The 26,263-nt window shown below is 46.3% G+C and carries 23 protein-coding genes; 9 read left to right on the top strand and 14 right to left on the bottom strand.

All coding sequences use genetic code 11. The features are described from left to right. Nucleotides 1–112 precede the first annotated feature (112 nt). The 3 genes from MMY95_RS03115 to MMY95_RS03105 all read right to left on the bottom strand — a co-directional run bounded on the left by MMY95_RS03115 (nt 113) and on the right by MMY95_RS03105 (nt 4,539). Nucleotides 113–1,513, bottom strand: coding sequence for an aspartate ammonia-lyase (locus MMY95_RS03115; RefSeq protein WP_003642112.1), 1,401 nt, complete (start codon nt 1,511–1,513; stop codon nt 113–115). Nucleotides 1,514–2,570: 1,057 nt separating this feature from the next. Beyond that, the gene (locus MMY95_RS03110; protein ID WP_011101930.1) at nt 2,571–3,758 is read right to left on the bottom strand and encodes an MFS transporter; all 1,188 of its coding nucleotides are present in this window, start codon (nt 3,756–3,758) and stop codon (nt 2,571–2,573) included. 118 nt (nt 3,759–3,876) lie between these two features. Continuing rightward, entirely contained in the window at nt 3,877–4,539 is a 663-nt protein-coding gene (locus MMY95_RS03105; protein ID WP_241277495.1) for an HAD family hydrolase, read from the bottom strand. A gap of 213 nt (nt 4,540–4,752) precedes the next feature. Between MMY95_RS03105 and MMY95_RS03100 the strand changes: the two genes are divergently transcribed. Together MMY95_RS03100 and MMY95_RS03095 are read left to right on the top strand one after the other, a co-directional pair. Further along, nucleotides 4,753–6,237, top strand: a complete 1,485-nt coding sequence (locus MMY95_RS03100; RefSeq protein ID WP_053267204.1) for an MDR family MFS transporter — start codon at nt 4,753–4,755, stop codon at nt 6,235–6,237. Beyond that, a complete protein-coding gene (locus MMY95_RS03095; RefSeq protein ID WP_053267203.1) occupies nt 6,234–6,734 on the top strand; it encodes a DUF4811 domain-containing protein in 501 nt (166 codons plus the stop codon). Before MMY95_RS03100 ends, MMY95_RS03095 begins: the two co-directional genes overlap by 4 nt. 58 nt (nt 6,735–6,792) lie before the next feature. Here the strand turns inward: MMY95_RS03095 and MMY95_RS03090 are convergent, their stop codons facing one another. Together MMY95_RS03090 and MMY95_RS03085 are read right to left on the bottom strand one after the other, a co-directional pair. Next, the gene (locus tag MMY95_RS03090) at nt 6,793–7,356 is read right to left on the bottom strand and encodes a GNAT family N-acetyltransferase (RefSeq protein WP_063485507.1); all 564 of its coding nucleotides are present in this window, start codon (nt 7,354–7,356) and stop codon (nt 6,793–6,795) included. An 83-nt stretch (nt 7,357–7,439) separates the two neighbouring features. Next, a complete protein-coding gene (locus MMY95_RS03085; protein ID WP_003642118.1) occupies nt 7,440–8,450 on the bottom strand; it encodes a putative sulfate exporter family transporter in 1,011 nt (336 codons plus the stop codon). A 116-nt stretch (nt 8,451–8,566) separates the two neighbouring features. On the opposite strand from MMY95_RS03085, the gene MMY95_RS03080 reads away from it, so the two are divergent. Beyond that, nucleotides 8,567–9,394: a LysR family transcriptional regulator gene (locus MMY95_RS03080; RefSeq protein WP_003642119.1), complete on the top strand. Its 828-nt coding sequence runs from the start codon at nt 8,567–8,569 to the stop codon at nt 9,392–9,394. A gap of 84 nt (nt 9,395–9,478) precedes the next feature. On the opposite strand, the gene asp1 is transcribed toward MMY95_RS03080, so the two are convergent. Next, a complete protein-coding gene (asp1, locus tag MMY95_RS03075) occupies nt 9,479–10,987 on the bottom strand; it encodes an accessory Sec system glycosyltransferase Asp1 (protein WP_047673899.1) in 1,509 nt (502 codons plus the stop codon). Next, entirely contained in the window at nt 10,984–12,528 is a 1,545-nt protein-coding gene (locus tag MMY95_RS03070; protein WP_104795919.1) for a glycosyltransferase, read from the bottom strand. The genes asp1 and MMY95_RS03070 overlap by 4 nt, the downstream gene beginning before the upstream one ends. A gap of 308 nt (nt 12,529–12,836) precedes the next feature. Between MMY95_RS03070 and MMY95_RS03065 the strand changes: the two genes are divergently transcribed. The 3 genes from MMY95_RS03065 to MMY95_RS03055 all read left to right on the top strand — a co-directional run bounded on the left by MMY95_RS03065 (nt 12,837) and on the right by MMY95_RS03055 (nt 16,033). Next, nucleotides 12,837–13,820 (top strand): LysM domain-containing protein, encoded by a 984-nt coding sequence (locus tag MMY95_RS03065; protein ID WP_202861141.1) that lies wholly within the window; start codon nt 12,837–12,839, stop codon nt 13,818–13,820. A 466-nt stretch (nt 13,821–14,286) separates the two neighbouring features. Beyond that, nucleotides 14,287–15,351 (top strand): LysM domain-containing protein, encoded by a 1,065-nt coding sequence (locus MMY95_RS03060; protein WP_053267199.1) that lies wholly within the window; start codon nt 14,287–14,289, stop codon nt 15,349–15,351. Nucleotides 15,352–15,532: 181 nt separating this feature from the next. Continuing rightward, nucleotides 15,533–16,033, top strand: a complete 501-nt coding sequence (locus MMY95_RS03055) for a methylated-DNA--[protein]-cysteine S-methyltransferase (protein ID WP_003644756.1) — start codon at nt 15,533–15,535, stop codon at nt 16,031–16,033. Nucleotides 16,034–16,527: 494 nt separating this feature from the next. Here MMY95_RS03055 and MMY95_RS15870 read toward each other — a convergent pair whose 3' ends face one another. Next, nucleotides 16,528–16,653: a hypothetical protein gene (locus MMY95_RS15870; protein WP_257883922.1), complete on the bottom strand. Its 126-nt coding sequence runs from the start codon at nt 16,651–16,653 to the stop codon at nt 16,528–16,530. A gap of 303 nt (nt 16,654–16,956) precedes the next feature. Here MMY95_RS15870 and MMY95_RS03050 point away from each other — a divergent pair, with 303 nt between their 5' ends. Continuing rightward, on the top strand, nt 16,957–17,856 hold the full coding sequence (locus MMY95_RS03050; RefSeq protein WP_003642126.1) for an ABC transporter ATP-binding protein: 900 nt from the start codon (nt 16,957–16,959) through the stop codon (nt 17,854–17,856). After that, the gene (locus MMY95_RS03045) at nt 17,849–19,066 is read left to right on the top strand and encodes an ABC transporter permease (RefSeq protein WP_003642127.1); all 1,218 of its coding nucleotides are present in this window, start codon (nt 17,849–17,851) and stop codon (nt 19,064–19,066) included. Before MMY95_RS03050 ends, MMY95_RS03045 begins: the two co-directional genes overlap by 8 nt. A gap of 147 nt (nt 19,067–19,213) precedes the next feature. On the opposite strand, the gene MMY95_RS03040 is transcribed toward MMY95_RS03045, so the two are convergent. Genes MMY95_RS03040 through MMY95_RS03030 form a run of 3 tightly spaced genes read right to left on the bottom strand, consistent with a single transcriptional unit; the run spans nt 19,214 to nt 20,723 of the window. After that, nucleotides 19,214–19,957 (bottom strand): SDR family oxidoreductase, encoded by a 744-nt coding sequence (locus MMY95_RS03040; RefSeq protein ID WP_202861143.1) that lies wholly within the window; start codon nt 19,955–19,957, stop codon nt 19,214–19,216. Nucleotides 19,958–19,970: 13 nt separating this feature from the next. Then, nucleotides 19,971–20,291 (bottom strand): carboxymuconolactone decarboxylase family protein, encoded by a 321-nt coding sequence (locus MMY95_RS03035; RefSeq protein WP_003644826.1) that lies wholly within the window; start codon nt 20,289–20,291, stop codon nt 19,971–19,973. 33 nt (nt 20,292–20,324) lie between these two features. Next, nucleotides 20,325–20,723 carry a cupin domain-containing protein gene (locus MMY95_RS03030; protein WP_003644760.1) on the bottom strand — a complete coding sequence of 133 codons (399 nt, stop codon included), beginning with the start codon at nt 20,721–20,723 and terminating at the stop codon, nt 20,325–20,327. Nucleotides 20,724–20,895: 172 nt separating this feature from the next. Between MMY95_RS03030 and MMY95_RS03025 the strand changes: the two genes are divergently transcribed. Then, a complete protein-coding gene (locus tag MMY95_RS03025; RefSeq protein ID WP_003644827.1) occupies nt 20,896–21,330 on the top strand; it encodes a MerR family transcriptional regulator in 435 nt (144 codons plus the stop codon). 171 nt (nt 21,331–21,501) lie between these two features. On the opposite strand, the gene MMY95_RS03020 is transcribed toward MMY95_RS03025, so the two are convergent. From MMY95_RS03020 to MMY95_RS03010, 3 genes are all read right to left on the bottom strand, one after another. Further along, on the bottom strand, nt 21,502–22,764 hold the full coding sequence (locus MMY95_RS03020; protein ID WP_053267196.1) for an ArgE/DapE family deacylase: 1,263 nt from the start codon (nt 22,762–22,764) through the stop codon (nt 21,502–21,504). An 80-nt stretch (nt 22,765–22,844) separates the two neighbouring features. After that, complete coding sequence (locus tag MMY95_RS03015; RefSeq protein ID WP_104795923.1) at nt 22,845–25,436, bottom strand: ABC transporter permease; 2,592 nt, start codon at nt 25,434–25,436, stop codon at nt 22,845–22,847. After that, nucleotides 25,430–26,131 (bottom strand): ABC transporter ATP-binding protein, encoded by a 702-nt coding sequence (locus MMY95_RS03010; RefSeq protein ID WP_053267194.1) that lies wholly within the window; start codon nt 26,129–26,131, stop codon nt 25,430–25,432. Before MMY95_RS03010 ends, MMY95_RS03015 begins: the two co-directional genes overlap by 7 nt. Nucleotides 26,132–26,263: the final 132 nt, after the last annotated feature.

Below are 26,263 nucleotides of genomic sequence, written 5' to 3'. Positions count from 1 at the left end.
GCGCTAACTTTAGTTTGTGCTAAGTCGTGCGACGTCCATTGGCTTTAAACTGGCTGGTGTCAACCTTCAGCACTAGCCTATCTCAGCCATAAATTGCACTGCAAAACAGTGGCTACTTTGCAACCGCTCGTAGTTGTTCAATAACCTCTGGGCGTGGCTGAGTTAGTCCGGCCGGCGAAAACAGCTGCTCGACCAAAGCATCGCTAAGCAAGCGACGTCGATGTAATAATTCAGGAATTGCTTGGTTAGTGGTGAGCGCTTCTTTAATCAGCGCGGTAGTCGTCTCGTAACCAAGGTATGGCGCCAAAACAGTTGCCGTAATGGCCGAATGTGCCACTTGATCTGCACAGCGTTGGCGATTGACCGTCAATTGCCGCACACAGTGATCGACTAATGTAGTCAAGGCCTGCTGTAAATGCTGCTCACTGGTTAGCAATGCCCGTAACATAATCGGCTCGAAAGCGTTTAATTCCAATTGGCCTGCTTCCGCTGCCATTGTTACCGTCGTGTCGTGACCAATCACTTCAAACGCAACTTGGTTAACAACCTCCGGAATAACCGGATTGATTTTACCTGGCATAATAGAAGAACCTGCTTGCTGCGCGGGCAAATTCAATTCACCAAAGCCAGCTTGTGGGCCGCTCGCCAGCAATCTTAAGTCATTGCTAAACTTGGAAAGGTCAACGGCTAACGTCTTCATGGCCGCAGAGAATTCCACGAACAAATCGCAGTTTTGCGTTGCATCGATCAAGTCTGGTGCGGCTACTAAATCTAAATCAGTATTTTGATTTAATTTCACTAAAATCTGTTGTTGATACGTGTGAGTCGCGTTGATGCCGGTACCGATTGCAGTCCCACCCAAATTTACGATTCGGAGATGTTCGCCCGCCTGCCGTACACGGGTCAAATCACGCTTGAATAATTGGTAATAAGCATGAAAGGTCCGCCCGTACGTCGTCGGTACCGCATCTTCAAGCTGAGTTCGGCCAACTTTGATGGCATCTTGATAACGCTGCGATTTAACCAGTAACGTTTGTACCAACCGGCTGAGTGCCGTTAATAGTCCTGGGAGTTGCATGCAAAGCGCCATTTTACCGGCCGTTGGAAAAGTATCATTGGTTGATTGTGATTGATTAACATCATCGTTGGGATGAACGGCAACTGCCGGCATCAATCGGTGAGCCAAATTAGCCACCACTTCATTGACGTTCATGTTAGCCGAGGTCCCAGCACCCCCCTGAATCGCTGGCACAATGAAGTTATCCGCGTAACGCCCCAGTAGTAACTGATTACATGCCGCAATAATGGCGTGTGCCTTATCATTAGACAAAGTTCCGGCAGCCGCATTCACACTGGCCGCCGCTTTCTTGATTTGAACAAGACTTTGCATGATCAGTGGATGCATCAATTCCGTCGTAATCGGAAAATTATGAACGGCACGTAACGTATGAATTCCATACAAAGCATCATCCGGAACAGCTAACTTACCAATACAATCAGCTTCAATTCGCATAGCAAAACCCTCTTATTTAGATTTCATGTTACATCTTCTAACATGAATAATTAGAGTTTAGACCATTTTCTCTGAAATACAATCCTTTTAATTGATTTACGACTAATATTAAGTTCAACGCCAATTATGGTTAATATTCATTAAGCTCATCATCAGCATACTTCATATTAATTAACTGTCCCCTACTGCCAGCGCCTATACCAATCATTAAGTTATTACACAAACATCAACAGCCTACTTAACAACAGGTATCGTGCTAGTCATTTTAGGATTAATCATGATTAAAACGTGTCGTTTTTTAAGTTCAAAAACGGCCAGCTAAAAACCGCTGGAAACAGGTGCGAGTGGGCGTAAACATGCTTTTCAAGTTCGTCCTACGCCGACTTCCAGGTATTTCTGCCAATTGCTGGAACGCGGTGGACACAGATTTAAGCCGAAGCCCACGTCTTAAATACTGGTCTTCCACTAACCAAGCCAAGGACGCTTGCTAAGTGGAATTTCACCGCTGAGCATTGGCCGAAACGCCTTCCAGTCGGGACAGTGTTCGAATGGCGGACATGTGCGTACCCAACTTTTGGTAAATTCGTCATTGTTTTTCATAAACAATAATTTTATCAATCAACTGTCAGGGTGAAAATGATATTAGGATGTCTCACTATTCCTCAATCAACATCGTAATAATTGGCCGTCTCGACAAAGTGGTTAATACAACCCTAACGTTTCGTTTAAAGTTCCCGTATCAAAATAGCCAACAACAGATTGTGCTAAGTTAAGTGGCCGTTCATTAGCCATTCGAGCGGGTTCCCGACTGTAGGGGCTGGGTGACAATGCTCAGTAGCCAAATTATTCTTAGTCGGAAGTGATTTTCTTCCGGCTTAGAATAAGACTCGTATTTGAGATGACGCGGGTTATGCGTTAGCTCAAATCGACGTCGGCTGCGTTCCAGCAATTGTCACCCAGCCCCGGAGGTCGGAATAGGACGCACACCGGCTGACGAACAACAATCTAAACTTGACACGTTTTAATCATGATTCATGACCGATTAACTAATACACTGCTAATGTTGCGCTTGTCGTGTCACCACCCGTGGATAATGAACAAAGTGGGCATAAAAGCCAATCATTAACACGACGACCGCTAACCCGCAGACGCCGTTCCAACCAGCTAAATCCCATAAGACGTTGCCACAAAATGAACCTAGGGCGCCACCCATGAAGTAGCCAAACATGAATACCGAATTGAAACGGCTACTGGCATGGACATCGATGCTTTGAATCCGTGTCTGATTCGCGACCTGCCCGAATTGAGTACCTAAATCAAGAATGACAATACCAATAATTAACCCCACCAAATGCGTACCACTCAGCCAAAACACTACGTAGGCTAATGTTGATAACACTAGACCCAAGCCGATAATCGTTCGGGGCCGAAAACGATCAGCTAGACGGCCAATTAAAGGGGCTGCTAACACACCGGTAACACCTAGCAACGCAAGCAGACCAGCTTCACGACTTCCCCACCCGTATTGATGTTGCAAGTAAAAGACGAGTGTTGCCCAGAAAATATTAGAAACACCAAACAAGACAAATCCGTTAACAGCCGACGCTCGCAAAACCGGATAGCGTTTTACTAACTGAGGTACTGTCTGAATCATGGCTTTATAATTCGTGGTATGTGTCGTCACGGGATCATGCGGTAATTTTCGCCACAAGACGAGCCACAATCCTGCAATCAAGATAGCGGCAATCAGATAGACCATCTGCCAAGGCAAATAGCTCGCAAGTACCCCACTGACAGTTCGTGACAAGAGAACCCCCACGAGCAAGCCACTCAGGACGTTGCCCAAGACTTGACCACGCTGATTACGAGGTGCGAGAAAGCCGGCGTACGGAATAATAACTTGTGGTGCCACCGAGGTTATCCCAATCAGTAAGCTTGCCAAGGCGTACACCCAAATATTGGGAGCCACGAAGGCTAGTAACGCTGAAATGATTGCGAGTACCAGTAAGCGCATAATCAACATTCGGCGATTCATGATATCACCCATGGGTACAATTAAGAGCAACCCAAAGGCATAGCCTAACTGCGTCAGCATTGCCACCGCGCCAATAACGGCGTTTGGGAGATTAAACTGTTGCGCAATGTCCGCCTCAATCGGTTGAATATAATTAATATTAGCCACTACAATGGCTGCGGAGATCGCCATTAATAGGACCGTACTTTTATTTAAAGATTTTGAATTCACGTTAATTTCCTTTCCAATTTTGAGATTTAACAGCTTAGTCAAAATTAGAAAGCTTGTTCAACCCTGATGATCAACCAGTGTTTTAACTGTTGATCAACGGGGACACTACCGCGCACACCTAGTTAACCCACTGCTTAGCAGCGGCCAAATCAGTAACCATATGGGTCGGCCGTTCAGAACTAGTCGGTTGTCGCTGATCACGATTAATCCAAATCATCGGCCACTGCATAGCACTGGCTGGAACAACATCGGATTCATAGCCACGTGCAATATGCCAATGATTATCTGCCGTTAACTTAAAACGCTCTTGAACCGTTTCAAAGAAAGCTGACGCTGGTTTGTAAGCTTGAACGTCTTCAGCCGTAACAATCGCTGTGAACGGCACCTTTAAAGCAGCAATGTTGGCCGGCATAACATCCCAGGAAGAATTCGACATAATAATCAATTGATAGCCCAATTGCTGCCAGGCTATTAAGGTCGGTATAACATCGGCGTATGGTAATAGGTGTCGTTGCACTTCCAAGCATTCAACGTAATGACTTTCAAAGAAGTGTCTCTGTTCAAACAATCGATCTAAATGCTTAAGATCAGCCCGGACTAATGTTGAATAATCTAGATAAGGATTGACACTGGCAGGCTCGTCCTCATAAGTCGCGCAGGCTTTGCGAACCGTTAGTGGGTCTAAACCAATCGCCAATCCTAAATTAGCCACCCATTGATACAGCGGCTCAGTATTAATTAACGTCCCGTAACAATCAAATGTTAAATATTTTTTGGTCATATTTTTTAGCTTTCTTACTGAATGTCGATGAATTGTGCTGGCTATCATTAGCACGACTCACCACAAATTAACTAATATTATCTATTTTATTTTACCACGACACCGAACACTCAGCAGACCGCCCCAGTACCAATTAATAGGCCTAGGACTTGCATCGTGATATACTTATTGATTGTGCATTATTACAGAATTTATAAAAGAAAGGACGGTATTATGCCAACTCAAAATTCAACGTTGCCGCTTGATGCCAACGGCCAGCCCTATCACCGGACTTGGCTTGTATTGACTTTACTTGTCGGGACGTTCACCACCTTCATTACCCAAACACTATTAACGACAGCTTTTCCAACGTTAATGGCCGATTTTCATATTTCAGCAACCGCTGTTCAGTGGTTGACCACTGGTTTCATGTTAATCATGGGAATCATGATTCCCGTCAGTGCCTGGTTACTGACCCGAATCAATTCCAAGTATTTGTACTTAACAGCCATGCTTATTTTTGGTCTGGGAACTACGCTGGCGTACTTTGCCGTCAACTTTCAGATGTTGCTGATTGCCCGAATGATTCAAGCAATGGGCGTCGGAATTTCCGCCCCAGCGTTTCAAACAATCATGTCTTCAGTTTATCCACCCGAAAAACGGGGTTCCGCAATGGGGACAGCCGGAATTGTTATTGGCTTAGCACCCGCCATCGGACCGACACTCTCTGGCTGGATTATTGATAACTATTCCTGGCGGGCACTCTTCTTATTCATCCTGCCAATCAATATCCTAGTCATCATCGTTTCATTCTTCACTTTGCGGAAAGTCTTACCAACTTCCAAACAACCAATTGATTGGTGGTCAGTCTTGATCTCAACAATTGGTTTTGGCAGTATGTTATACGGTTTTTCATCCGTTGGTAATGCTGGTTGGGGCGACCCAGTCGTTCTCACAACTTTAGTCATTGGTCTGATTTTCATTGGTCTATTCGTCTGGCGGCAACTTCACATGGATCAGCCATTATTGGAATTACGTGTCTTTAAGATTCCAGCTTTCACCCTATCCGCAATCCTGACCGCCCTCGCTTACATGGCTATGATGGGCGTCGAAATGATTTTGCCAATGTATATTCAAACGGTCCTCGGTCGTTCAGCAATGGACTCTGGATTGATTTTATTACCTGGCGCAATCATGATGGGGATTATGAGCCCCATTACTGGTCGCATCTTTGACCATATCGGTGCCCGCAGACTAGCAATGACGGGGATGTTACTCCTAACGCTAGGAACTGCTTTCTTCCTATCAATTAGTGCCACGACCCCAATCTTATGGATCATCGTTGTTTACGCCATTCGGATGTTTGGCCTGACCATGGTTACCATGCCCGTCACAACGACCGGGATCAATGCGTTACCTTTCCGGCTGATTTCCCATGGGACCGCCGCCAACAACACCCTACGTCAAGTCGCAGCTTCAATGGGGACGGCCGTTTTAATCAGTGTCTACTCCAGCGTCGCTAAGTGGCAAATGCCGGGACATCAATTACTGACACAGGCACCTTTGAAATACCGTCAGGACGGAATCACCGCAACCTTAACTGGTTATCACATGGCGTTCGTTGTCTCACTCATTTTTTGTGCGATTGGCTTTGGGATTACCTTCTTCTTAAAAGCCAATCATTCAAAAACCATTAGTCAGGAGGATGATGCCGCATGATCATTGTCTTACTAATTCTTGCAACCCTTGTCTTTGCTGGCACGATGATTTTTTCACCAGCAGGCCGCAACCGTCTCATTGCCATTATTATTAGTGGCCTGATTATTGCCGCTAGCCTCATCGCCCTCGTCCTAAACGACAATTACCATTGGGGCATGCACGAGGTCACCCGCACGCAGATTCAAGACTTAGCCCCGCTAAAATCCAAACAAGTAGCGTTGCGGGTCCAGCAACTCGGAACAGGGTCTGAACGCGTCATCAGTTACCGGGTTGCAGCCGCCACTAAAGTCAGTCACACGGTGACCGCAACCACCACAACAACTAAACTGACTAGCGGTTCACCCGCGCAGGTTCAACTAAAGACCACGACTTGGCAGTTCAAAAATCACCTGACACACGTGTTATTCAGCCTAGGAAATACCAAGACAAAAATTGTTCAACGCCAATATTTGTTTACAATTCCTAAGACGTGGCAAGTGGTGACAGTTAAAAATTAGACGTTAATAAAACTGACTAACCATCTTGGCTAGTCAGTTTTATTTTGTTTAATCGTCATCACTTGTGGCGCTTCGCCAGCCAATCAACCGCTGAAACCTGATACACATTCTCATCATGATCGCCATCCAATAAGTGCTGACCACCTGGATGCTGAATCAAAAAGTCAAAGCCCGCCCGTTGCGCCACCGCATTGCTTGCCTGATTGTCCACCGCCGCACGAATCCGCAAACATTGCCGATGATACTGATTAAAACCCAAATCACAAACGCCACGGACGGCAGCCGTCATGACGCCGCGTCCCTGAAATGGTCGTCCCAACCAATAGCCGATGTTGGCACTGTGGTCGTTATCATCGAAGTGGTCACAGCTAACCATTCCCGCAACCCGTTGTTCAACGACAATGACTAGGTTGAGCGCTTGCGCTTGTTGTAACTGAGCTTGTGCAAAAGTTAAAAAGCGTTGTTCATCCGCCACTGTTTGAATCTTAGCCACCCATGGCAAATAATACTGATACTGCGCACGATTAGCGGTTAATAATGCTAGTAATGCCGGCGCATCGCTTTGGGGTAGCGGTTCTCGCAATTCAATCGCTGGTGTGACTCGATAAGTTAGCATGAACATTCCTACTCTCTTAGATGAAAAATCGCAATCATGATTAATTGAATGATTAACCATGATTGCGATTTAAGTGTATCAAAACCCAATTAATGTTGCAGTAATAACGTAATTAAAATCAAGGCGCTGACGACCTGAATCGTCCCCACGCCTAAGCCATACAGTGCTAAGCGCTTGCCAGCTTTCATAAAGTTAACAAGATTCAAACGTAACCCGATAGCTGCTAACGCAATGATTTCAAACCAACTACTGATTGTATGAGCCGTTGCGCCAATAATTGCTGGTAACGAAATCAAGCTATTCAATGCACATAAGATTAAGAACCCGGCCACGTACCATGGTAACCAATGACCGTTCCCATTACCACTGACGACAGCATCCTCAGCCAATTCATTTTCAATCGTGCGTTGGTGTAACCGGCCAAAAATCAAAACAACGACGACTAGCATCATAATCCGCATAATTTTGAAAATCGTTGCAAATTGAACCGTTGTTTGATTAATCATACTAGCTGCGGCCACTACCTGCCCAACTGATTGTAAAGTTCCCCCAATCAACGCCCCTTTAAGAATGACACTGCCACCAAACACGGCCATTCCTAAGACCGGTAACGTTAACATCAGCACTGTCCCCATCAAGTTAACTAAGGTAATGACAGTCCCCTTATCATCTTCATCCGCGTCAATAACGGGGGCGATTGATGCAATCGCCGACGACCCACACACGGCGTTACCGCCGGCCATCAGCATACGTACCGACTGGCTGAAACCCAGCTTACGCCCTAACCACAAAGCCCCAACGATCGTAATCGTCATTTGGCAAAGAATAAAGAGCACACCGAACCCACCAATTTTGCCGATTGTCTGTACCGTCATCGTCGCACCGAGCAACATCACGGAATATTCCAACAGCTTACTTTCTGCGAACTTAGTCCCCCGACCAAGTTGCGGTTGTTTCAGAAACGTATTGCCACCAATGATTCCTAATAGAATCGCGATAGTAGCCGCACCTAACGCTGGCACAAATTGCGCCAATCCTTGACTAATAATTGCAATGACCAGACTGGTCACTAACCCCGGTAAAATCCCTTTGACCTTCATTCGCTTTCTCCCATCTCTATCTCGATGCTTTTAAGTATACGAAAGTTATTTACATTTGAGAAATAAATTATTATGATAGTTACTATTAATAAACATAATAGTTAGGGGTGAACACAATGTTTAAACAATTGGAAACGTTCTGTGCGGTATACGAAACTCGCAACTTCTCCCATGCCGCCGAGCAACTTTTTATTTCCCAGCCGACCGTCTCAACACAAATCAAACAACTTGAAGCCGATTTACAAACCACGCTCTTAACACGTAACGGGCGCCAAGAAATCGTTCCTACTGCCAGTGGTCAGCTCCTCTATCAACAGGCTCAAAAGCTGTTAACAACTTGGGCCGCTACCAAAACAGCGGTGCAATCACCACGCCACTTAGTGAAAGTTCCTTGCCGGATTGGTGCCTCACACACAACCGGGCGTCTGATTCTACCCACCTTATTAGCCAATTTGAGTGCCGTCAGTGATCGCTTTGACTTTCAAGTGACGCTTGCCAATTCGGCCGAAATTTTGACCGCTATGTCCCAACACAAACTGGACTTTGGTTTAGTTGAAAAGCCACTCGTTACTGACCAGCTCAATCGCTTGCCATTTGGTCACGATGAGCTCGTCCATGCGGGCGACTTTGCCAGTCCCCTCTGGCTGCTACGTGAACCTAATTCCGGTGTGCGTCATTATACCAACGCCTTTTTAAAAGCCCGCAACATTCAGCCAGCACAAGTCATGGTCATCCACAGTAACCAAATCATCGCGGACCTCCTCGCTCATGGTATCGGCCAAACAATTATTTCACGTCACGTTTTAAGCAACGAGATTCCCATCGAACAGCTAAGTGCTCATTACCAACGCCAATTCTTTTTACTGACTAACACGCAACCGGCAGCGGCACTGCGCCCCGTACAGACTGCAATTACCCAGTACCTAACAACGTGGTCAGATTAGCAATCCCCGCCGTTGTTATTAGGTCTTTTTGACATTAGCGTTTAAAAAATGGTCTGACCACTAAAGTCAGACCATTTTTGATATTCACTGAACAACCGGCTGCCACTGTTGCCAAACTTGTTCATCACTATATTGTTCACTACTCCGATAGGCACCCTTGCTAAGTCGTTGCTGACGTTGCGGACTTTCAAGTGTTCGGGTCAGCGCTCTGACTAGTTGGTTGACGGCACCATCCGTGACCAGATAACCATTCTTGCCATCCTTCAAAACATCCTTAGGACCATAGTTAATATCATAAGCAATTGCTGGCACACCATGACTAAGGGCTTCAATTAACGATAATGGCTGCGCATCACTTTCACCAGTATAAACGTAAGCACCGGCTTGATCATAAGCCATTGTTAAGTTCGGTTGATACCCAGCAAAAGTCACGGCGGTCTCTAGGTGCAACTGGGACACTTGCTGTTTTAGACGGTCAAGTTCACCACCATACCCGTAAATCACTAAGGTCGCATCCGTAATCTTATGGTGCACTTGGTCAAAAGCTGTCACCAGCTGATCGACGCGCCGTTCCGCATCCAAACGGCCGGTATAAATAATTTCATGCGCATGACGTTCACTGATCGCAATTGGTGCGTGCTGAGCTTGCTGTTTGGAAACAACGGCCGCTGAAATCGTCAGGATTGGGACACTCGGTTGACCACCGAGCCACTGCGTCAAATCTTGCTTCTGTTGTTCGGTACTCGTAATCACACCGTCCCAAGCACTCAGAAACTCGTGCAGGCCATAAACATACGCGTTATTCAAATTAGAATAGACTTGATCACGCGGATCGACTGCATGTGGCGTGGGTAACCACAAATATTTTTTAGCCGCCGTCTGCATGTTCACCACCGGCCACTGAGCAGCTAACGGCCGATCCGCAATAAAGACGTTGTTTTCATCATATTGCTTGTTCAGTTCATCTAAGAAGAACCGGTACCATTCTTGTTCACCATTAAAGTAGTAGTCACGGCCATGATAATTGATAAGATGGCACAACGAAACATAATTAGTCCCATTATTATCATGCGTATAATACTGTTCGGCCATCCGACTACCATCTGGTCGATAGAAAATATCCGTGATTGGTTCCCCGGCTGACGAGAAGAATTCATCACGGGCCTTAAAGCCCCGTTCATCATAATCAGTACGCTGAACAAGATTATTGAAGTGATCAAAAATTTCAATGAAGTACACATGCCCCACCGTGCTGGGGACAAAGTGGACCTTAGCAACCAGCCGATCACCAGCTCGCACCTCACTGACATTGGGGTCCGGCTTAATGTCATAGGCAGTTGGCCAGTTCAAATCAGCCATCTTGATGACCCGACTGGAAAAGCTGGTCGTTTCACGAAAAAAGTCAAACAAGTTGGCCATCTGATCATCGGCAATATTGAAGCGCCGCATATTCTGATGTAACAAACCATCGAATTGACGCGTTACTAGTTTAGCCGGTGCCTGATGATCTTTAAACAACTGGAGCCGTTTAAATTCGGCATGTTCCACACCAGAATTTAACGCCATTAAATATTGGTTCACAAAAAAATTCATCGCTGTGTTGCCCCCTCAACTTGATAAAAATCGGCTGCGGCTTTCATGAGTGGTTGCCACTGTTGCCAAACAGCCGTTGTGCTAAAGCGTTGGGCATCTTGATAAGCCTGTTGACTATACATGGCTAACTTTTTCGGCTGCGTTAACAAGTCGATCATCGCCGTAGCCAACGCATTTTCATCATTGACCGGCACCAATTGACCATCGTGACCGTCCCGAATAATATCACGTGGCCCATATTTGACATCATAGGCAATCTGGGGCACCCCGTGGGCCTGGCCTTCAAGCAAGGCAAGTGCAAAACCTTCTGCCCGCGACGTTAACATCGCCAACTGCGCATCATTATAGACAGCTGTTAAATCGGTCGTATAATCATTAAACGTAACTGCCGCTTTCAGTCCCAGCTGTTCCACAAGTTGATGCAGTTGTTTGCCGGTATCTCCATTTGCATAGCCCCAGAAATCAAGGGTCGCATTCGGCACTTGGGCCAATACCTTTTTGAATGCCCGGATCACCTGATCTTGTTGCTTTTCTTCGGCTAAACGCGCCACAAAAATAATCTTGCCTGCGGTGCGCTGATCAAAAGATGGCTTGGGCGCATTCAAAGTCGCGTCATCGACAATCCCAACTGGAATCGTATAAACGGCGGGTTGATTGCCAAAGCGGGCTTGAAAGTCAGCAGTTTGTTGCTTAGTCGACGCAATAACGCCATTCCATTGGTCTAGGTTATTGAGCGCGTAAGCATAATTAAAGTTGAGACTAGCCGTCTTCGGATGTGCTGGATCATTAACGTGATTACTGTGTAAGTGCATGACTTTAAACGCTTTAGTTCGCATGTGAAGTGCGGCGTAAGCCAACTCATACGTCCGATCAATGACAAAGACCGCATGCGGCGTCCTCCGATTAAGTTCATCGAGGAAAAAGGTTGTCATTGCCGTTTCACCAGCAAATGACCAGTCTTGCCCCTCATAATTAATGAATCGATAAAGTGAATTTTGGACCTGATTTTGTCGATCTGCCATATGAAATGTCTGATAGACGACCTCCCCGTCCGGATTAAAGACTTGTTCACTTGCTACTTGTCCATCAGCGGCATAGAACTGTTCAAGCCCTTTAAATCCCCGGGTATCGTACCAATCGGTCTTCACTAACTTACCATTTTGATCATAATATTGGATATTGTTCAGTTGTTTTTGAGTGTTCAGAAATGTATTGACCTTCATTAATAATTGGTCATTTTGATAAACTTCATAATGACGCCCAACGGGTTGCACCCGCAAGTCCGGTGCTAGATGCAGGTCTTCAATCGTCATCTTAGTCGTTGACCGTTCACTGGAATGCTGAATGAAATCAAACAGATTAATTTGATTTTCAGCCGCAATCCCTGCTGCTGTCAGTGTCTGGTGTAACGATAATGAAAAAAATCGCGTGACCATCTTAGCAGGAACGTGATGCTGGTTAAAAAGTGCCAGCCGTTTCATCTCAGCATGTTCAATTCCCGATTTTTTCGGATTAATGCTGGTATTCACAAAATAATACATTATTACTCGCTCCCTTACACGACGTTCTGCTTAACGGTCTCGATTATAACAAATTTTACTGAATTAATAAGAATATCGCTCACAGCTTTAAACCATTTTTTAAGTTACCTTCTGAATTTTACCGCGAGTGTGATGATAATGTGGCGAAAACATGATGAAAGTGTTAACTTGTTACACCATGTTACTTTATTACAAAATTGGCTCAAACCGTAATCTGTTATTTATTGCTTTGCAATCTGCGGTCGGTATACTAATCACCATTCAATCGAAATAACAACACAACTTTTATAGGAGTGACTGATTAACTTATGAAAATTAAAAATGCCCTATTAACTTCATTGGCAGCTACCGGTCTGTTAGCTTTAGGTACTACCGTTGCTAATGCCGATACCGTTGTCGTTAAAGCTGGCGATACTGTCAGTGAAATTGCTTTAACGCATAAGACGACCATCAAAGCGATTCAAAAAGCCAACCATTTAAAGAACGTTAACTTGATCTATATCGGTGACAAACTGGAAGTCAACGGCAAACACCACGCAACCACGGTTACTGCCCAAGTACCAACTAGTGCTGCTTCAAGTACGGCTAGTTCGACCAGTACTGCCAGTTCAACGGCCAACAGTACTAGCACCCAAAGTGCCAGCAGCGCATCCGTTAGCAGCAGTACAAGTACGTCAGCAGCTAGCACGGCTACCAGTTCGTCAACGACAAGTGTCGCCTCAAGTAGTGCTGCCAGCTCATCAAGCACAAGTGCTGCTTCAAGTAGCGTGACCAGCACGTCAACCGCCAGCGCGGCCTTAAGCAGTGCCACCAGTTCATCAACCAGCAGTGCTGCTTCAAGCAGTGCCGCCAGTTCGTCAACTAGCAGTGCCACTTCAAGTTCTGCAACGAGCCAAGCTAGCACGGCGTCAAGTTCAACCGCCACTTCCGCATCTATGACGAAGTTGAGCAACACCACTGCTTCCAGTGCCGCCAGCACAAGTACGGCAGCCAGCAGTAGTGCTACCACTTCAAGCAGCACCACAACGAGCACTAGCAGCAGTTCATCAACAACTAGCACATCAAGTAGTGCTGAAGCTGCCGCAAAAGCCTGGATTGCCAACAAGGAATCCGGTGGCTCCTATACCGCATCTAACGGGAACTATTATGGTAAGTATCAACTCAGCAAGTCACTTCTAAACGGTGACTACTCAGCTTCTAATCAGGAAACCGTCGCTGACCAATACGTGGCTTCACGCTACGGTTCATGGGTAGCGGCCAAGGCCTTCTGGGAAGCCAACGGTTATTACTAAACACATTCATGCACAACTGAACATACAATCAGCGCGGTCCTATATGGGGCCGCGTTTTTCTGTTGCCATATAGGTGCATCGGACTTGCCTGACTGCAAACTGGCAATCCCCCCATGATCGGCCCTTATTGCAGTCCTTCATCAACCACTATGCAAATGGTCTGCTGGTAAAGTCGAACACGTGCAAGCCGCAGTCAATTTGGGAGGGCTTTTCAAAAGTCCAATTCTACCATGCCCCCCACCGTCAACGTAATCACGTTACGCAGGTCACTACATTGACACACTCGTCACTAAGATTGCATTGCAAATTAGCGGTAATGTAAGCGTTAATCTGTTACACTATGTCTTAATCGGGCATGTTTTATTTTCTAAAAAGTCCGTCAGTAAGCAAATTGCGCTTAACGAACCGCTTACATGATGGTAAACTTTAAGGGAAGTCTAATCTAGTTTGGGAGTGAATCAATTATATGAAAATTAAACACCTATTATTATCCTCATTAGCAACAACTGGTGCCATTGCCCTTGGTGCAACTGCTGCTAAGGCCGATACGGTGACGGTCAAGGCTGGTGACACTGTCAGTGAAATCGCAGACACTCACAAAACAACCGTTGCCGCCGTTCAAAAGTTGAACCATTTGAAGAACGTCAACTTAATCTACGTCGGGGACAAACTACAAGTTAACAAACACCAGACAGTTAAAATGACACGGGCCACCACTTCAGTAGCCACACCAAGTACGACAACTACAACAACTAGTGCCGCCGTTCAAAGTCCTACTAGCACCGTTACCGCCACGTCAACGGTTAGTCAAAGCACAGCGAGTCAAGCCAGTGCCAGCTCAGTTACCAGTGCAGCCAGTCAAAGCAGCACATCAGCCGTTAGCCAGAGCAGCACGAGTCAAAACAGCGCCAGCTCAGTTACCAGTGCAACGAGCCAAAGCGTGACGTCGGCCGTTAGCCAAAGCAGTACTAGTCAAGCTAGTGCTAGTTCAGTCACTAGTACGACGAGCCAGAGTGCAACGTCGGCCACTAGCCAAAGCAGTACTAGTCAAGCCAGTGCTAGTTCAGTCACTAGTACGACGAGCCAGAGTGCAACGTCGGCCGCTAGCCAAAGCAGTACTAGTCAAGCCAGTGCTAGTTCAGTAAAAAGTGCGGCTAGTCAAAGTACAACGGTAACCAGTCAAAGCACGACGACCACCGCTAGTTCAGCCGCAACTAGTAGTGCAAGTACTAGCAGCACAGCTGCCAGTCAAGCTAGCTCAAGCACGGCCAGTTCAACAACAAGCACGACAACCAGCTCGACTAGTACATCTGAGGCTGCTGCCAAGGCCTGGATTGCTGCTCGCGAATCTGGTGGCTCCTACACCGTAACCAACGGTATTTACTATGGTAAATATCAACTTGGTCAATCCCTCTTAAATGGCGATTATTCTGCCGCCAACCAAGAAGCGACTGCCGACGCATACGTCGCTGGCCGTTACGGCTCATGGACTGCTGCTAAAGCGTTCTGGCAAGCAAACGGCTGGTACTAATCAGCATCTGCAATTATCAAATTCAAGCTTTATCATTGACATCAAAGCCAGCGCGGACGACTCATCGTTCGCACTGGCTTTTTTCATTAAGATATAGCAGTGATGTTCTGATTTAATCAGGTCGTCACACCACCAATTCTGTTATACTAACGCTATCCTAATTGAGACGGAGGGCTCACACATGCACTTAACATTGACCCAAACAACCATTAACCAGCAAACTTACTGGCTGGGCACAACGCCCACCGGCTTAGCCTTTGTCGGCCGTGCCAACGGTCCACGCGACGAATGGCAAGCCTTCTTCAAATCCGCTAATATTCATTATGATCAACAAGCTAATCAACAGGCCTGTCAAGAATTACATGATTACCTAACTGGTCAACGCCAGCATTTTGACATACCCCTCGACCAAACGACGGGCACCCCTTTACAACACCAAGTTTGGCAAGCTTTAACCCGTATTCCATACGGTCAAACTGCAACTTATTCACAACTCGCCACAATGATCAATCACCCTACCGCAGTCCGAGCTGTCGCCAGCGCCGTTGGTCAAAATCCACTCCTTATTGTGATCCCCTGCCATCGTATCCGCCGCAAAGACGGTCAACTTGGCGGCTATCGTGGTGGTTTGCCAATGAAACGCGCCCTATTAGCTCTTGAAAACGCCCGCTTGCCCAAATAAGCTTCACTTAGAACCAAGCGCACGCCCTTGTCACACCGAATCAACTATGTCATCATAAAATCAAACAATGATTGCTAATTGTGCCAATAGTTATTAGGCCTAATTAGGATTAAAACGTGCCAAGTTGTGTAAGTTCAAAAGCAGCCAGCTTAGGCCCGCTGGAAAAAGTTCGAGTTAGCGTAAAATTGCTTAATTGGCGCGTCCTACGCCGACTTCCAGACATTTCTGCCAATTGCTGGAACGCGGTGGACACAGATTTAAGCCGAAGACCACGTCTTAAATACTGGTCTTCCACTAACCAAGCCAAGGACGCTTGCTAAGTGGAATTTCACCGCTGAGCATTGGCCGAAACGCCTTCCAGTCGGGACAGTGTTCGAATGGCGGACATGTGCGTACCCAACTTTTGGTGAATTCGTCATTGTTTTCATAAACAACAATTTTGTCAATCAACTGTCAGACTGAAAAAGATATTGTGATAGCTCACTATTTCTGAGTTACCAGTCATAATAATTGAACGTTTCGACAAAGTAGAGAATACCTTCTGATGTTTCACTCAAAGTTCCTGTATCAAAATAGCCAACGACCAATTGCACCAAGTTAAGTGGCCATTTATCAGCCATTCGAGCGGGTTCCCGACCGGAGGGGCTGGGTGACAATGCTCAGTAGCCAAATTATTCTTAGCTGGAAGTGGGTTACTTCCGGCTTAGAATAAGACTTGTATTTGAGACCGGGCGGGTTGTGCACGGGCTCAAATCGACGTCGGCTGCGTTCCAGCAATTGGCACCCAGCCCCGGAGGTCGGCATAGGACGCACACCGGCTGACGAATAACAATCTAAACTTGGCACGTTTTAATCCTATTTCATGACTAATTAGCTCGCACAACACGTAATGACTTTATTTCAAGAATTGGGGGGACAAACTCATGCTATCCATCGCACATATTCAGAAGCGTTTCGGGACTGTTCAAGCATTAAATGACGTGTCATTTGACGTCCATGACGGGGAAATCATGGGATTGATTGGTCAAAATGGCGCGGGGAAATCAACCACGTTTCACAGCATCTTAAATTTTCTATCATTCGACGGTCAAATTACTTGGAATGGGCAACCGTTGACCGCTGATGACTACGATCAAATCGGCTATTTACCCGAAGAACGTAGCCTAATGTCCAAATTAACCATCACACAACAAATCGTGTACTTGGCCCGTTTGAAAAATCAGCCGGCACGGGTGACCAAGGGCAAAATTGCCGCATGGATGAAGCGCTTTGCGGTCAAGGGGCAGCCGACCGATAAGATTGATAAGTTATCTAAAGGGAACCAACAAAAGGTCCAGCTGATTTGTACTTTAATTCATGATCCCAAACTGATTATCTTAGACGAACCGTTCAGTGGTTTGGACCCGGTCAACGCCGACCTACTCAAGCAAGCTATTTTAGATGCTAAGCAACGGGGCGCCGCGATTATTTTTTCCAGTCATGATATGAGTAATGTCGAAGCGATCTGTGACTCACTCGTTATGCTACGTAATGGTGAAGCAGTCCTTAAGGGTACCGTTGAAGATGTTCGCGCCCAGTTTGGCCGGACCCGTCTCTTCTTGACGACTGACTGGTCACAAGCGCAACTGGCCGATCTACCAGGAGTCACCACCGTTACTCAACAAGGTGCCCGTCGATTCCGACTCGAACTTGCAGATGCTTCAGTTGGCCCAGCGATTTTTGATCAAGTCACTGCTGGTCATTATATTGAAGAGTTCAGTCAGCAGCCACCAACGCTGGATGAGATTTTCCGAACTGAAGCGGGAGGTGTTAACCATGAATAAGACTTGGATTGTGACTTTTGAAACCTACTTGCGGCAGATCAAGTCCTGGAGCTTTTTGTCACTCGTCTTTATGCCCTTCTTGTTCTTCGGGTTCGTGGCCGCCTTTTCTTATTTTGCTGCACCCAGCGCTAGTAAGAATGACATCGCGGTCGTTAGCACTAGCCCACAATTACGCACAAGTTTCATTAAGCAGAGTCATGTGGCTACCGCTAATAAATACCAAACACTCGCCAGCGCTAAGGCGGCGACAAAGCGCAATGACATCGCCGGCTACCTCGTTTTAACAACCAAGAATCAACAGTTGCAAGCGCAGTTCACTGGTCCTAATGCTGTCAGCAGCGGTGACAAGGCTAAGATTCAGCAGTTCTTAGCCACTGCCCAAAGCCAACGTAACGTACAGCGCGCACAACTAAGTGCCAAGCAGACCCAGGCGTTGGCTGTACAGCCAAAATTTACTGAACAATTACAGAAACACGCTGCTTCAGATAAAACAGCTAAAACGGTCTCCTTCTATATTGTCGTCTTCTTTGTCTACTTGATTTTGACCACTTATTCAGCAATCACAGCCCAAGAAATTGCCGCAGACAAAGGCACCAAGATTATGGAAGTCATCTTCTCGAGTACGACACCGCGGAAATACTTCAATGGTAAAATTTACGGTGTCTTACTAGTCATTGTGACTCAGCTGCTCGTCTACTTAGTGGGTGGCTTTGCCGTCATGCAATTCGTTAAACGTAGCTCACTCACAATTGATTTTTGGCAACAGAATACCGATCTGATCAATCAAGTAATTCACAACTTGGTCTCAATCAACTTGTTGTTTGCATTACTGGCCGTACTACTCTACACCGTAGCGTCGGCCTTCTGTGGTGCTTTGGTGACCCGGGTCGCGGATGCTAGCAAGGCAGCACAACCGGTCATCTATCTGAGTATGCTAGCGTTTTTCATGGCCCTAGCCTTTCAGAACACACCCACCAATCTCTTCGTTAAGATTTTCTCATATATTCCGTTCTTCTCATCATACTTCATGCCATTACGCCTCATTAACGGCATGGCAACGATGCCCGCTGCAATCGTGTCACTCCTGATTCTCATTGCAACAATCATTGGAAGTATGATCTACATTGGCCGAATCTATGGTGGGCTAATGTTACAAACGGATGAACTCGGTTTCTGGGGCAACTTAAAGCGCGGCTTACGGTTGAAGTAGGCCCACTAGTTGAATATTTATAACAACAGCAAGCACCCGGTCTAGCAACGCCATTATGCGCTAGACCGGGTGCTTGTATTTTTTGAATTCACATTTTCGACTTATCGGCAACTAGCTCAAACAACCGTTAACAACAGCTAAATCAAGTTAAGCCTGCTTCGTCGGATAAATCGTAAATTCGTTAACGTTAACATCTTCTGGTTGGTCAATGGCAAAGTTGACCACGTTCGCAACGGCTGCTGGACTGATTCCCACTTGTTGATAAAAATCAGTCATATTCTGTTTGGCCGTCTTATCCGTAATCGTGTGCAGTAATTCCGTATTGATGGCCGCTGGATATAAGCTGACCGTTCGAATATTGGTACCTTCTTGGGCACTTTCCATCCGAATGACTTCCATCAAATTACGAACCGCAAACTTCGTAGCACCGTACACGCCGGAGCCAGCAAAGGACTTAATCCCAGCCACTGAAGATGTCGTAATAATCTGACCAGATTTTTGAGCGGTAAAGATTGGCATAACCGCTGCCACCCCGTTCAAGACGCCTTTGATGTTAATATCAACCATCTGGTCCCATTCATCCGTGTGCAAGGCACTGATTGGCGATGTCGGCATAATCCCAGCATTATTGAAAATCACGTCAAGCCCACCGAATTGCGTTTGCGCTAGCTTAACCAGTGCTTGTACATCGGCCGACTTCGTTACATCCGTCACCTGATAGGCCGCTTGTCCACCAGCTGCCTTGATTTCATCAACTAAAGCAGCCAGGCGTTCTTCACGCCGTGCGCCCAATACGACTTTAGCACCATTACTGGCTAATTGCTTAGCGGTCGTCGCCCCAATTCCGGACGAGGGCCCCGTAATCACAACGACTTTGTTTTTAACTGTCATCTAACTATTCCTCCTATTCACCGTAAACTTCTTTAATCAGCGCCAGTGCTGACCACGCCTTAGGCCACCCCGCATAGAAAGCCAAGTGGGTAACGATTTCAACGGCTTCATCCTTTGAGATACCATGATCCTTGCCCATCTTAAAATGCGCCTTTAATTGTGGAAAATCACCACTAGTCATTAAGCATGCAATCGTAATCATGCTCCGATCATGTAAACTTAGTGCGCTTTCGCGTGACCAGACTTCACCAAATAACACATCATCATTTAACGCGGCAAATTGTGGTGCTAATTTGCCTAAATTGTCGCGTCCTGCGGTTTGTTTAACTGTCATATTAGTTTCCTCCTTCAATAACTGCTTTAACTTTTATAATTTTGCGTACGCTTCATCGTCAACTGGTTCGAGCCATTCGCTAGTTCCCTTAGTAATCGCGATGTGGGCAAACCAACTATCCTTTGTTGCACCATGCCAATGCTTCACACCAGGATGAATTGTGACCACGTCGCCGGGATGTAATAACTGGGCTGGCTTACCAGCCTCTTGATACCAACCTTCACCACTCGTCACCAATAAGATTTGGTATCCGTTATGATGGATATGCCAATTATTCCGACAGCCGGGTTCAAACGTCACGTTGGAAACATTCACGTCGACCTGCTCATCACCGGCTAAGGCATTCAGGTAACTTTGACCGATAAAATATTGTTGGTAGGCCTCATTCTTTACACCTAATCCAAATAGGCCGCTATTATTAGTTGTTGTCATATTAAAAACACTCCTTAATTATTTGCTTGCTAACTGATTGATGAATACAGCTTACAACTTAAAGTACACTTTAAGTCAACAATAAAGTTTAAACTTGCTAAAATAGGATTTCGTGGTATTGTTATTGCTAAAGTTACTTCAAATAAAAGTTAGAATAAGGAGAATTTTAAAATTGGTAAGGACTACTACAGAACGTTATTCAATCGGTGACTTCGCTAAAGCCGTTGGTCTCAGCGCCCCCACACTACGCTACTACGAAAAAGCGGGCTTGATTGAACCACATCGCTTAGACAATGGCCGGCGCTATTATGAGACTGCCGATATTAACTGGGTCAAATTCTTATTACATCTTAAAGGAACGGGTATGAGTATTAGCGAATTGCAGCAATACGTTACCTGGCGCGCAGCCGGCGACGACACGATTCCCAAGCGATTAGCACTGCTCAAGCACGTTAAAGAAGACTTTCTCGTCCAGTTCAACGAAGTCCAGCATCATCTACAGATTCTCAACGACAAAATTAATTGGTATGAAGAAAAGGAAGCTGGTATTACCCAGGATCACGAAGATTTTTCGAGTTACTTGCAACGGTTTGGGCATCACGAATAACCTGAATAACGCACAACCGTCACCACAATCATTATTAAGTTAGATACACCGAGGTTCAGTCGCCTTGCTCAAAAAAGTAATAGTCATTTCAAGAATCAATTCTTGAAACGACTATTACTTTTTTTGAAACCTTTTCCAGCATAATTTAATTCACGATTATTAACGTTTCCGTTAAGCCAGCAATTCCGTAATCATTTTTTGATAAATCTCGATGAAGCGCCCATACATATCCAAATCAACATATTCATTAACTTGGTGCGCTGTAATATTGCCGGGTCCGAAGACAATCACTTGCATATCAGGACTCTTTACAATATAAGACGATGCGTCCGTCCCACCAGGAGCACCAAAGTACGGGAGCCGTTGTTGTAAGACTTGTTCCCCAACCTTCTTCGCCAACTGGACCAACTGGCTATCTTCCGGCGTATGCACTGGGTAGAACGAACTTGCGATGTCCATCGTTAAGTTGGCACCATCTGCATTGCATTCAGCAATGATGGCTTCCAAATCCTTAATCAAGCGGTCATTCCGTAATTCTGGAATCGTCCGAATTTTTACTGACATTTTGGCACTGGCTGGGACGGTGTTGACCTGTTCGCCACCACTAATTAACGTCACGACAGGCACGGTTGGGCCCAATACGGGATTAACAATAGTCTTGAAACTGTCAAAATAGGCGGTTTGTTTCTGATAGTAAGTCATCAACATATCGATGGCGTTTTGACCAATCGCTGGCATCGAACTGTGGGCCGCCACCCCTTGCGCTTTAATCGTATAAGTCAGTGAACCCTTATGCGCTAATTCGATGAAGTGTTGTTCGGTCGTCGGATTAGCATCCGCCATCCGTTGCGCCGTATCGCCGTCAACACCTAACATGGCTTGAATCGACTTGGTCAGTAAAAGTTGTTTGTCCGCACCGCTTGGTTCCGCACAGATCAACGTTTGAATATCATCGGCGTAACCGAGTTCCGTCAATTGTTCAGCGCCTAAATGGTCGACTTCTTCTCCCACAGTTGCGAGTAACCGCACCGTGCCATGGAGTGGGACGTCTTGATCGTGCAATGCAATCATCGCGAAGACTTCAGCCATTAGCCCAGCCTTCATGTCCGTCACACCGCGACCATACAACCGATTATCTTTGATAGTTGCTGCCAACGGGTCCGTGTGCCATTTATCTGCATCACCCAACGCCACCGTATCTTCATGGCCATCCAACGCGACGACTGGACCGTGACCATCACCAATTTCGGCCACCAAGTTCACCCGCCCGGGAGCGTACTCGATTGATTGTGCTTCAATACCATGTTGCTTTAAAAGTGTGACCAAATAATCCGCCACCAATTGCTCATGGTTATTTACCGTATTCATTTTTACAATATCACTTAATGCCTGTACAGCAGCTTCTAACTGTGCCGTTTCTGCCATGCCATTCATCCCCTAGTCATCCTTAATTAAACTGTTCCAATCAATTTAATTATACCACTTCGGCTACCGTTGACCGTTGTCAGACACGTTTAATCGACAGATTTCAGTGCATCCAGCATATTGACTCGCTTTAACTTACGATGCATCATTCCCATGACCAATAGACTAAAGGCCAGGGTCAATAATGCCGCGTAAACGTAACTCAACGGATGAATCGTTGGTGAAAACATTAACGCGTTCGTTTCAGCCGTTTGCAAGATATACGCGTGCAACCAGTTACCCAAGAAACAACCGGCAATAATGCCTAAAACCGTCAATATCAGATTCTCACGGAAAATATACATCGTCACTTCACCATCGTAAAAGCCCAACACTTTGATTGTCGACAATTCCCGGATCCGTTCAGAAACATTAATATTCGTTAAGTTATAGAGCACTACTAGCGCTAGTGCCCCCGCCGAGATGACAAAGATCAATACGACTAAGTTCATGCTATCCAGCATTTTAAAATTAGTGGCTTTCTCTGTACTCATCAGTGTCACGTTCTGAACCCCCGCCTGTTCCAATAGCCGGTCCGCATAAGCATTTTCTTGCTTTTTCGTTGCCTGCTTAAACCGGACATAGTTCGTGTTATATACTGGTGCCTGCTTGAAGACACGTCGATAATAAGTCGGACTCATATAGATAAAGTGATTGACGTAATTTTCAGCCACCGCACTGATGTGAATCCGCTTGGTGGCTTGCCCGGCCAACTTGATCGTTAAATCATCGCTCGCCTGAACGCCATATAACTTAGCTAATTTTTCATCGATGACCGCACCGCGATCACCGATATGAATAGCCTGATGACTTTGTCGGTGCCGTAATACCACGAACTTGCTTAGCGATTGGTGGGGTGCCGGGATACCGAGCGTAGCCGTCTGTTCTGCTACCCCGGACTGTTTGACCGTCACCTGCTTGGCCTGTAATTTCAAACTAGCCTGGTAAAGTTGACCACGACTGAGTGCTTGCCGTTGTTGGTCCGTTTCGTTCCCACTACGCGTCACCACTGCATCGTAGTGCCACAATTCGTTAAATTGCTTGACGCTAATATCACCAATGGAATCCTTTAAGCCAAACCCCGTAATCATCATTGCCATGCAGCCCGCAATACCGAGCACGGTCATCAGCAACCGTTGCTTATACCGAAATAGATTACGAAGTGTGATTTTATGATTAAAACTCAGCCGATGCCATAGCCATTGCCAGCGTTCTAATAGCAAAGTCTTACCGGCCTTAGGTGCTCGTGGCTGTAAGAGCTGCGCGGGTAAACTGTTTAAATCCACTCGGAGCACGACCAGTGCCGTCCCTAACGTGCACAACAACGCAATGGCTAAGGTGATACCAATGTCCATCCAAATGTATTGAACGTTGATTGCGGGCAAATTATACATACTACCATAGGCCTGCGCGATAAACCGCGGGAAAAAATTGACGCCGAACAGGACGCCTAGCGCGGTCCCAATCAGCGCGGCTAAACCACCATAAATCATAAATTCGCTACCGACCGCGGTATTCGTATACCCGAGGGCCTTTAACGTCCCCATCTGTAGCCGCAATTCTTCAACCATCCGCGTCATCGTCGTTAGACAAATTAGCGCGGCAATCGCAATAAAGAACAGCGGAAAAACAGTCGACAGTGCCACGACCCGTTGTGTATTTTCGTGATATTCCGTGTAACCCGGATTATCCGTACGGTCAGTATACAAATAAGTCGGCATTGTGATGGCCGCGACTTGGGCCTGCGCACGTTTTAATTGGCTTTGTAACTTGACTAGTTGTGCCGTTCCCGCTGGTACTTGACTAGCAAGTTGCTGGATCGCCTGCTGCAATGGTTTCAGCTTAGCCTGGGCCTGGGCTTGTAATGTCTGCTGCCGTTTACGCGCTTGTGGTTTTAACCAGTGTTTGAGTTGCGCGGTGTTCTCGCGATTCAAACGCCGATACTTCGCCGTGTAGGGGGTGATGCCCCGCAAATTTTTGAATTGCACGTCAATGCGAGTTATCACACTGGACTTAATCACCTGCGGACGGACATAGACCAAGTAGTCCAAAGTCCCTTTGCCAACGTTGGTGACGCCACGATTCGTATTTTCAACATATATTGGTGAATTGACAAACCCCACGACCTTGAATGCTCGCCGCGTGAACTGTGCATTGCGCTTAGCCGTACTACTAATTCGATACGTTGAACCGACTTTTAGCTTCGGCTGCAATCGCTGTGCTTGCGCGTCTAACACGATCTCATTGGCATGCCGCGGTAACCGTCCCTTAACGATCCGTAACCGATTCAGTCGTTGGGTTGTCGGTAACGCCATCACCCGCACGACTTGACTATTGTTCAACTGATTAACATCAGCGTAGCGTGTCGCTTGGTAAGTGAGCTGTGAGCGGTGTTGATTCAGTACTCGTGTATCGGCCTTAGTCAGCCCCATTGTCGACTGGACACTATTGGTCGCCAGCTTTTGCTTCGCATAATAATCATTAGCTGCCTGTGACATATCCGGACCGGTCGCCCGAATTCCCGTATAAAAAGCAACCCCTAAGAAAATGATCAGTAATATTGAAGCAAAACGGGCTTTCGACGACCAAATCTCACGCATAATTGTTTTAAAATAAGCTGCTGTCATCGCTGCACCTACCATTCAATCTCAGCCAAAGGCGTTGGATGAGCATTATGCTCAACCGACTGCACTTGAGCATCATTGATACGAATGACTTGGTCACCCAGCTGCGCAATCGCACTATTATGCGTCACAATGATGACCGTTGTCTGCGTCTGCTTAGCCGCATCTTGAATCACCTGTAAGACTTGCTTTCCCGTCTGATAGTCGAGCGCACCAGTTGGTTCATCACAGAGTAATAATATGGGATTCTTCGCAACTGCCCGCGCAATTGCGACCCGCTGTTGTTCACCACCGGACAGCTGAGCTGGAAAGTTATCTGCCCGGTGCGTCAGTCCTACCAAGGCCAACGTCTCATCAACGTCGCGTGCATCTTTGGTGATTTGCGACGCCAACTCGACGTTTTCACGCGCCGTCAAGTTCGGAACCAGGTTGTAGAATTGAAAAACGAACCCGACCGCTTGCCGACGATAGGTCGTTAATTGCCGTGAGTTGAATTGCGCAATGTCCACACCATCCACCAGTACACGACCGCTCGTAGGACTGTCCATGCCACCTAAAATATTGAGTAACGTAGACTTACCCGCACCACTCGGGCCTAAAATCACAACGACCGCTCCCTGGTCAACTTCAAATGAAATATCGCGATTAGCAACGGTGATCTGCTCACCATTTTTAAACTGGCGCGTTGCCTGCTGCACTTCGATGTATGCCATTAATTTAGCCTCCTTTATGTAATCGGTTACTATTATCATACCGTATTTTCAAGATTCACGGTTAGCATTTAAGCCACCGCTTGCATTTTGCCCCGCATTACCCGTACAATGACAACAGTCACTGACACTGAT

The organism is Lactiplantibacillus sp. ME-2 (genome assembly GCF_022549155.1).
GTDB classification, from domain to species: Bacteria; Bacillota; Bacilli; order Lactobacillales; family Lactobacillaceae; genus Lactiplantibacillus; species Lactiplantibacillus plantarum.
This window is presented reverse-complemented; position numbering and strand designations above follow the sequence as displayed.

Excerpts from the sequence above, each read along its gene's own strand:
- MMY95_RS03105 (WP_241277495.1), bottom strand. The coding sequence starts at position 4,539 with ATGACCAAAAAATATTTAACATTTGATTGTTACGGGACGTTAATTAAT.
- MMY95_RS03015 (WP_104795923.1), bottom strand. The coding sequence starts at position 25,436 with ATGGTAGGTGCAGCGATGACAGCAGCTTATTTTAAAACAATTATGCGT.
- MMY95_RS03010 (WP_053267194.1), bottom strand. The coding sequence starts at position 26,131 with ATGGCATACATCGAAGTGCAGCAGGCAACGCGCCAGTTTAAAAATGGT.
- asp1 (WP_047673899.1), bottom strand. The coding sequence starts at position 10,987 with ATGAATTTTTTTGTGAACCAATATTTAATGGCGTTAAATTCTGGTGTG.
- MMY95_RS03115 (WP_003642112.1), bottom strand. The coding sequence starts at position 1,513 with ATGCGAATTGAAGCTGATTGTATTGGTAAGTTAGCTGTTCCGGATGAT.
- MMY95_RS03060 (WP_053267199.1), top strand. The coding sequence starts at position 14,287 with ATGAAAATTAAACACCTATTATTATCCTCATTAGCAACAACTGGTGCC.
- MMY95_RS03035 (WP_003644826.1), bottom strand. The coding sequence starts at position 20,291 with ATGACAGTTAAACAAACCGCAGGACGCGACAATTTAGGCAAATTAGCA.
- MMY95_RS03020 (WP_053267196.1), bottom strand. The coding sequence starts at position 22,764 with ATGAATGGCATGGCAGAAACGGCACAGTTAGAAGCTGCTGTACAGGCA.
- MMY95_RS03050 (WP_003642126.1), top strand. The coding sequence starts at position 16,957 with ATGCTATCCATCGCACATATTCAGAAGCGTTTCGGGACTGTTCAAGCA.
- MMY95_RS03090 (WP_063485507.1), bottom strand. The coding sequence starts at position 7,356 with ATGTTCATGCTAACTTATCGAGTCACACCAGCGATTGAATTGCGAGAA.
- MMY95_RS03095 (WP_053267203.1), top strand. The coding sequence starts at position 6,234 with ATGATCATTGTCTTACTAATTCTTGCAACCCTTGTCTTTGCTGGCACG.
- MMY95_RS03100 (WP_053267204.1), top strand. The coding sequence starts at position 4,753 with ATGCCAACTCAAAATTCAACGTTGCCGCTTGATGCCAACGGCCAGCCC.
- MMY95_RS03065 (WP_202861141.1), top strand. The coding sequence starts at position 12,837 with ATGAAAATTAAAAATGCCCTATTAACTTCATTGGCAGCTACCGGTCTG.
- MMY95_RS03085 (WP_003642118.1), bottom strand. The coding sequence starts at position 8,450 with ATGAAGGTCAAAGGGATTTTACCGGGGTTAGTGACCAGTCTGGTCATT.
- MMY95_RS03030 (WP_003644760.1), bottom strand. The coding sequence starts at position 20,723 with ATGACAACAACTAATAATAGCGGCCTATTTGGATTAGGTGTAAAGAAT.
- MMY95_RS03080 (WP_003642119.1), top strand. The coding sequence starts at position 8,567 with ATGTTTAAACAATTGGAAACGTTCTGTGCGGTATACGAAACTCGCAAC.
- MMY95_RS15870 (WP_257883922.1), bottom strand. The coding sequence starts at position 16,653 with ATGGCTGATAAATGGCCACTTAACTTGGTGCAATTGGTCGTTGGCTAT.
- MMY95_RS03070 (WP_104795919.1), bottom strand. The coding sequence starts at position 12,528 with ATGTATTATTTTGTGAATACCAGCATTAATCCGAAAAAATCGGGAATT.
- MMY95_RS03045 (WP_003642127.1), top strand. The coding sequence starts at position 17,849 with ATGAATAAGACTTGGATTGTGACTTTTGAAACCTACTTGCGGCAGATC.
- MMY95_RS03040 (WP_202861143.1), bottom strand. The coding sequence starts at position 19,957 with ATGACAGTTAAAAACAAAGTCGTTGTGATTACGGGGCCCTCGTCCGGA.
- MMY95_RS03055 (WP_003644756.1), top strand. The coding sequence starts at position 15,533 with ATGCACTTAACATTGACCCAAACAACCATTAACCAGCAAACTTACTGG.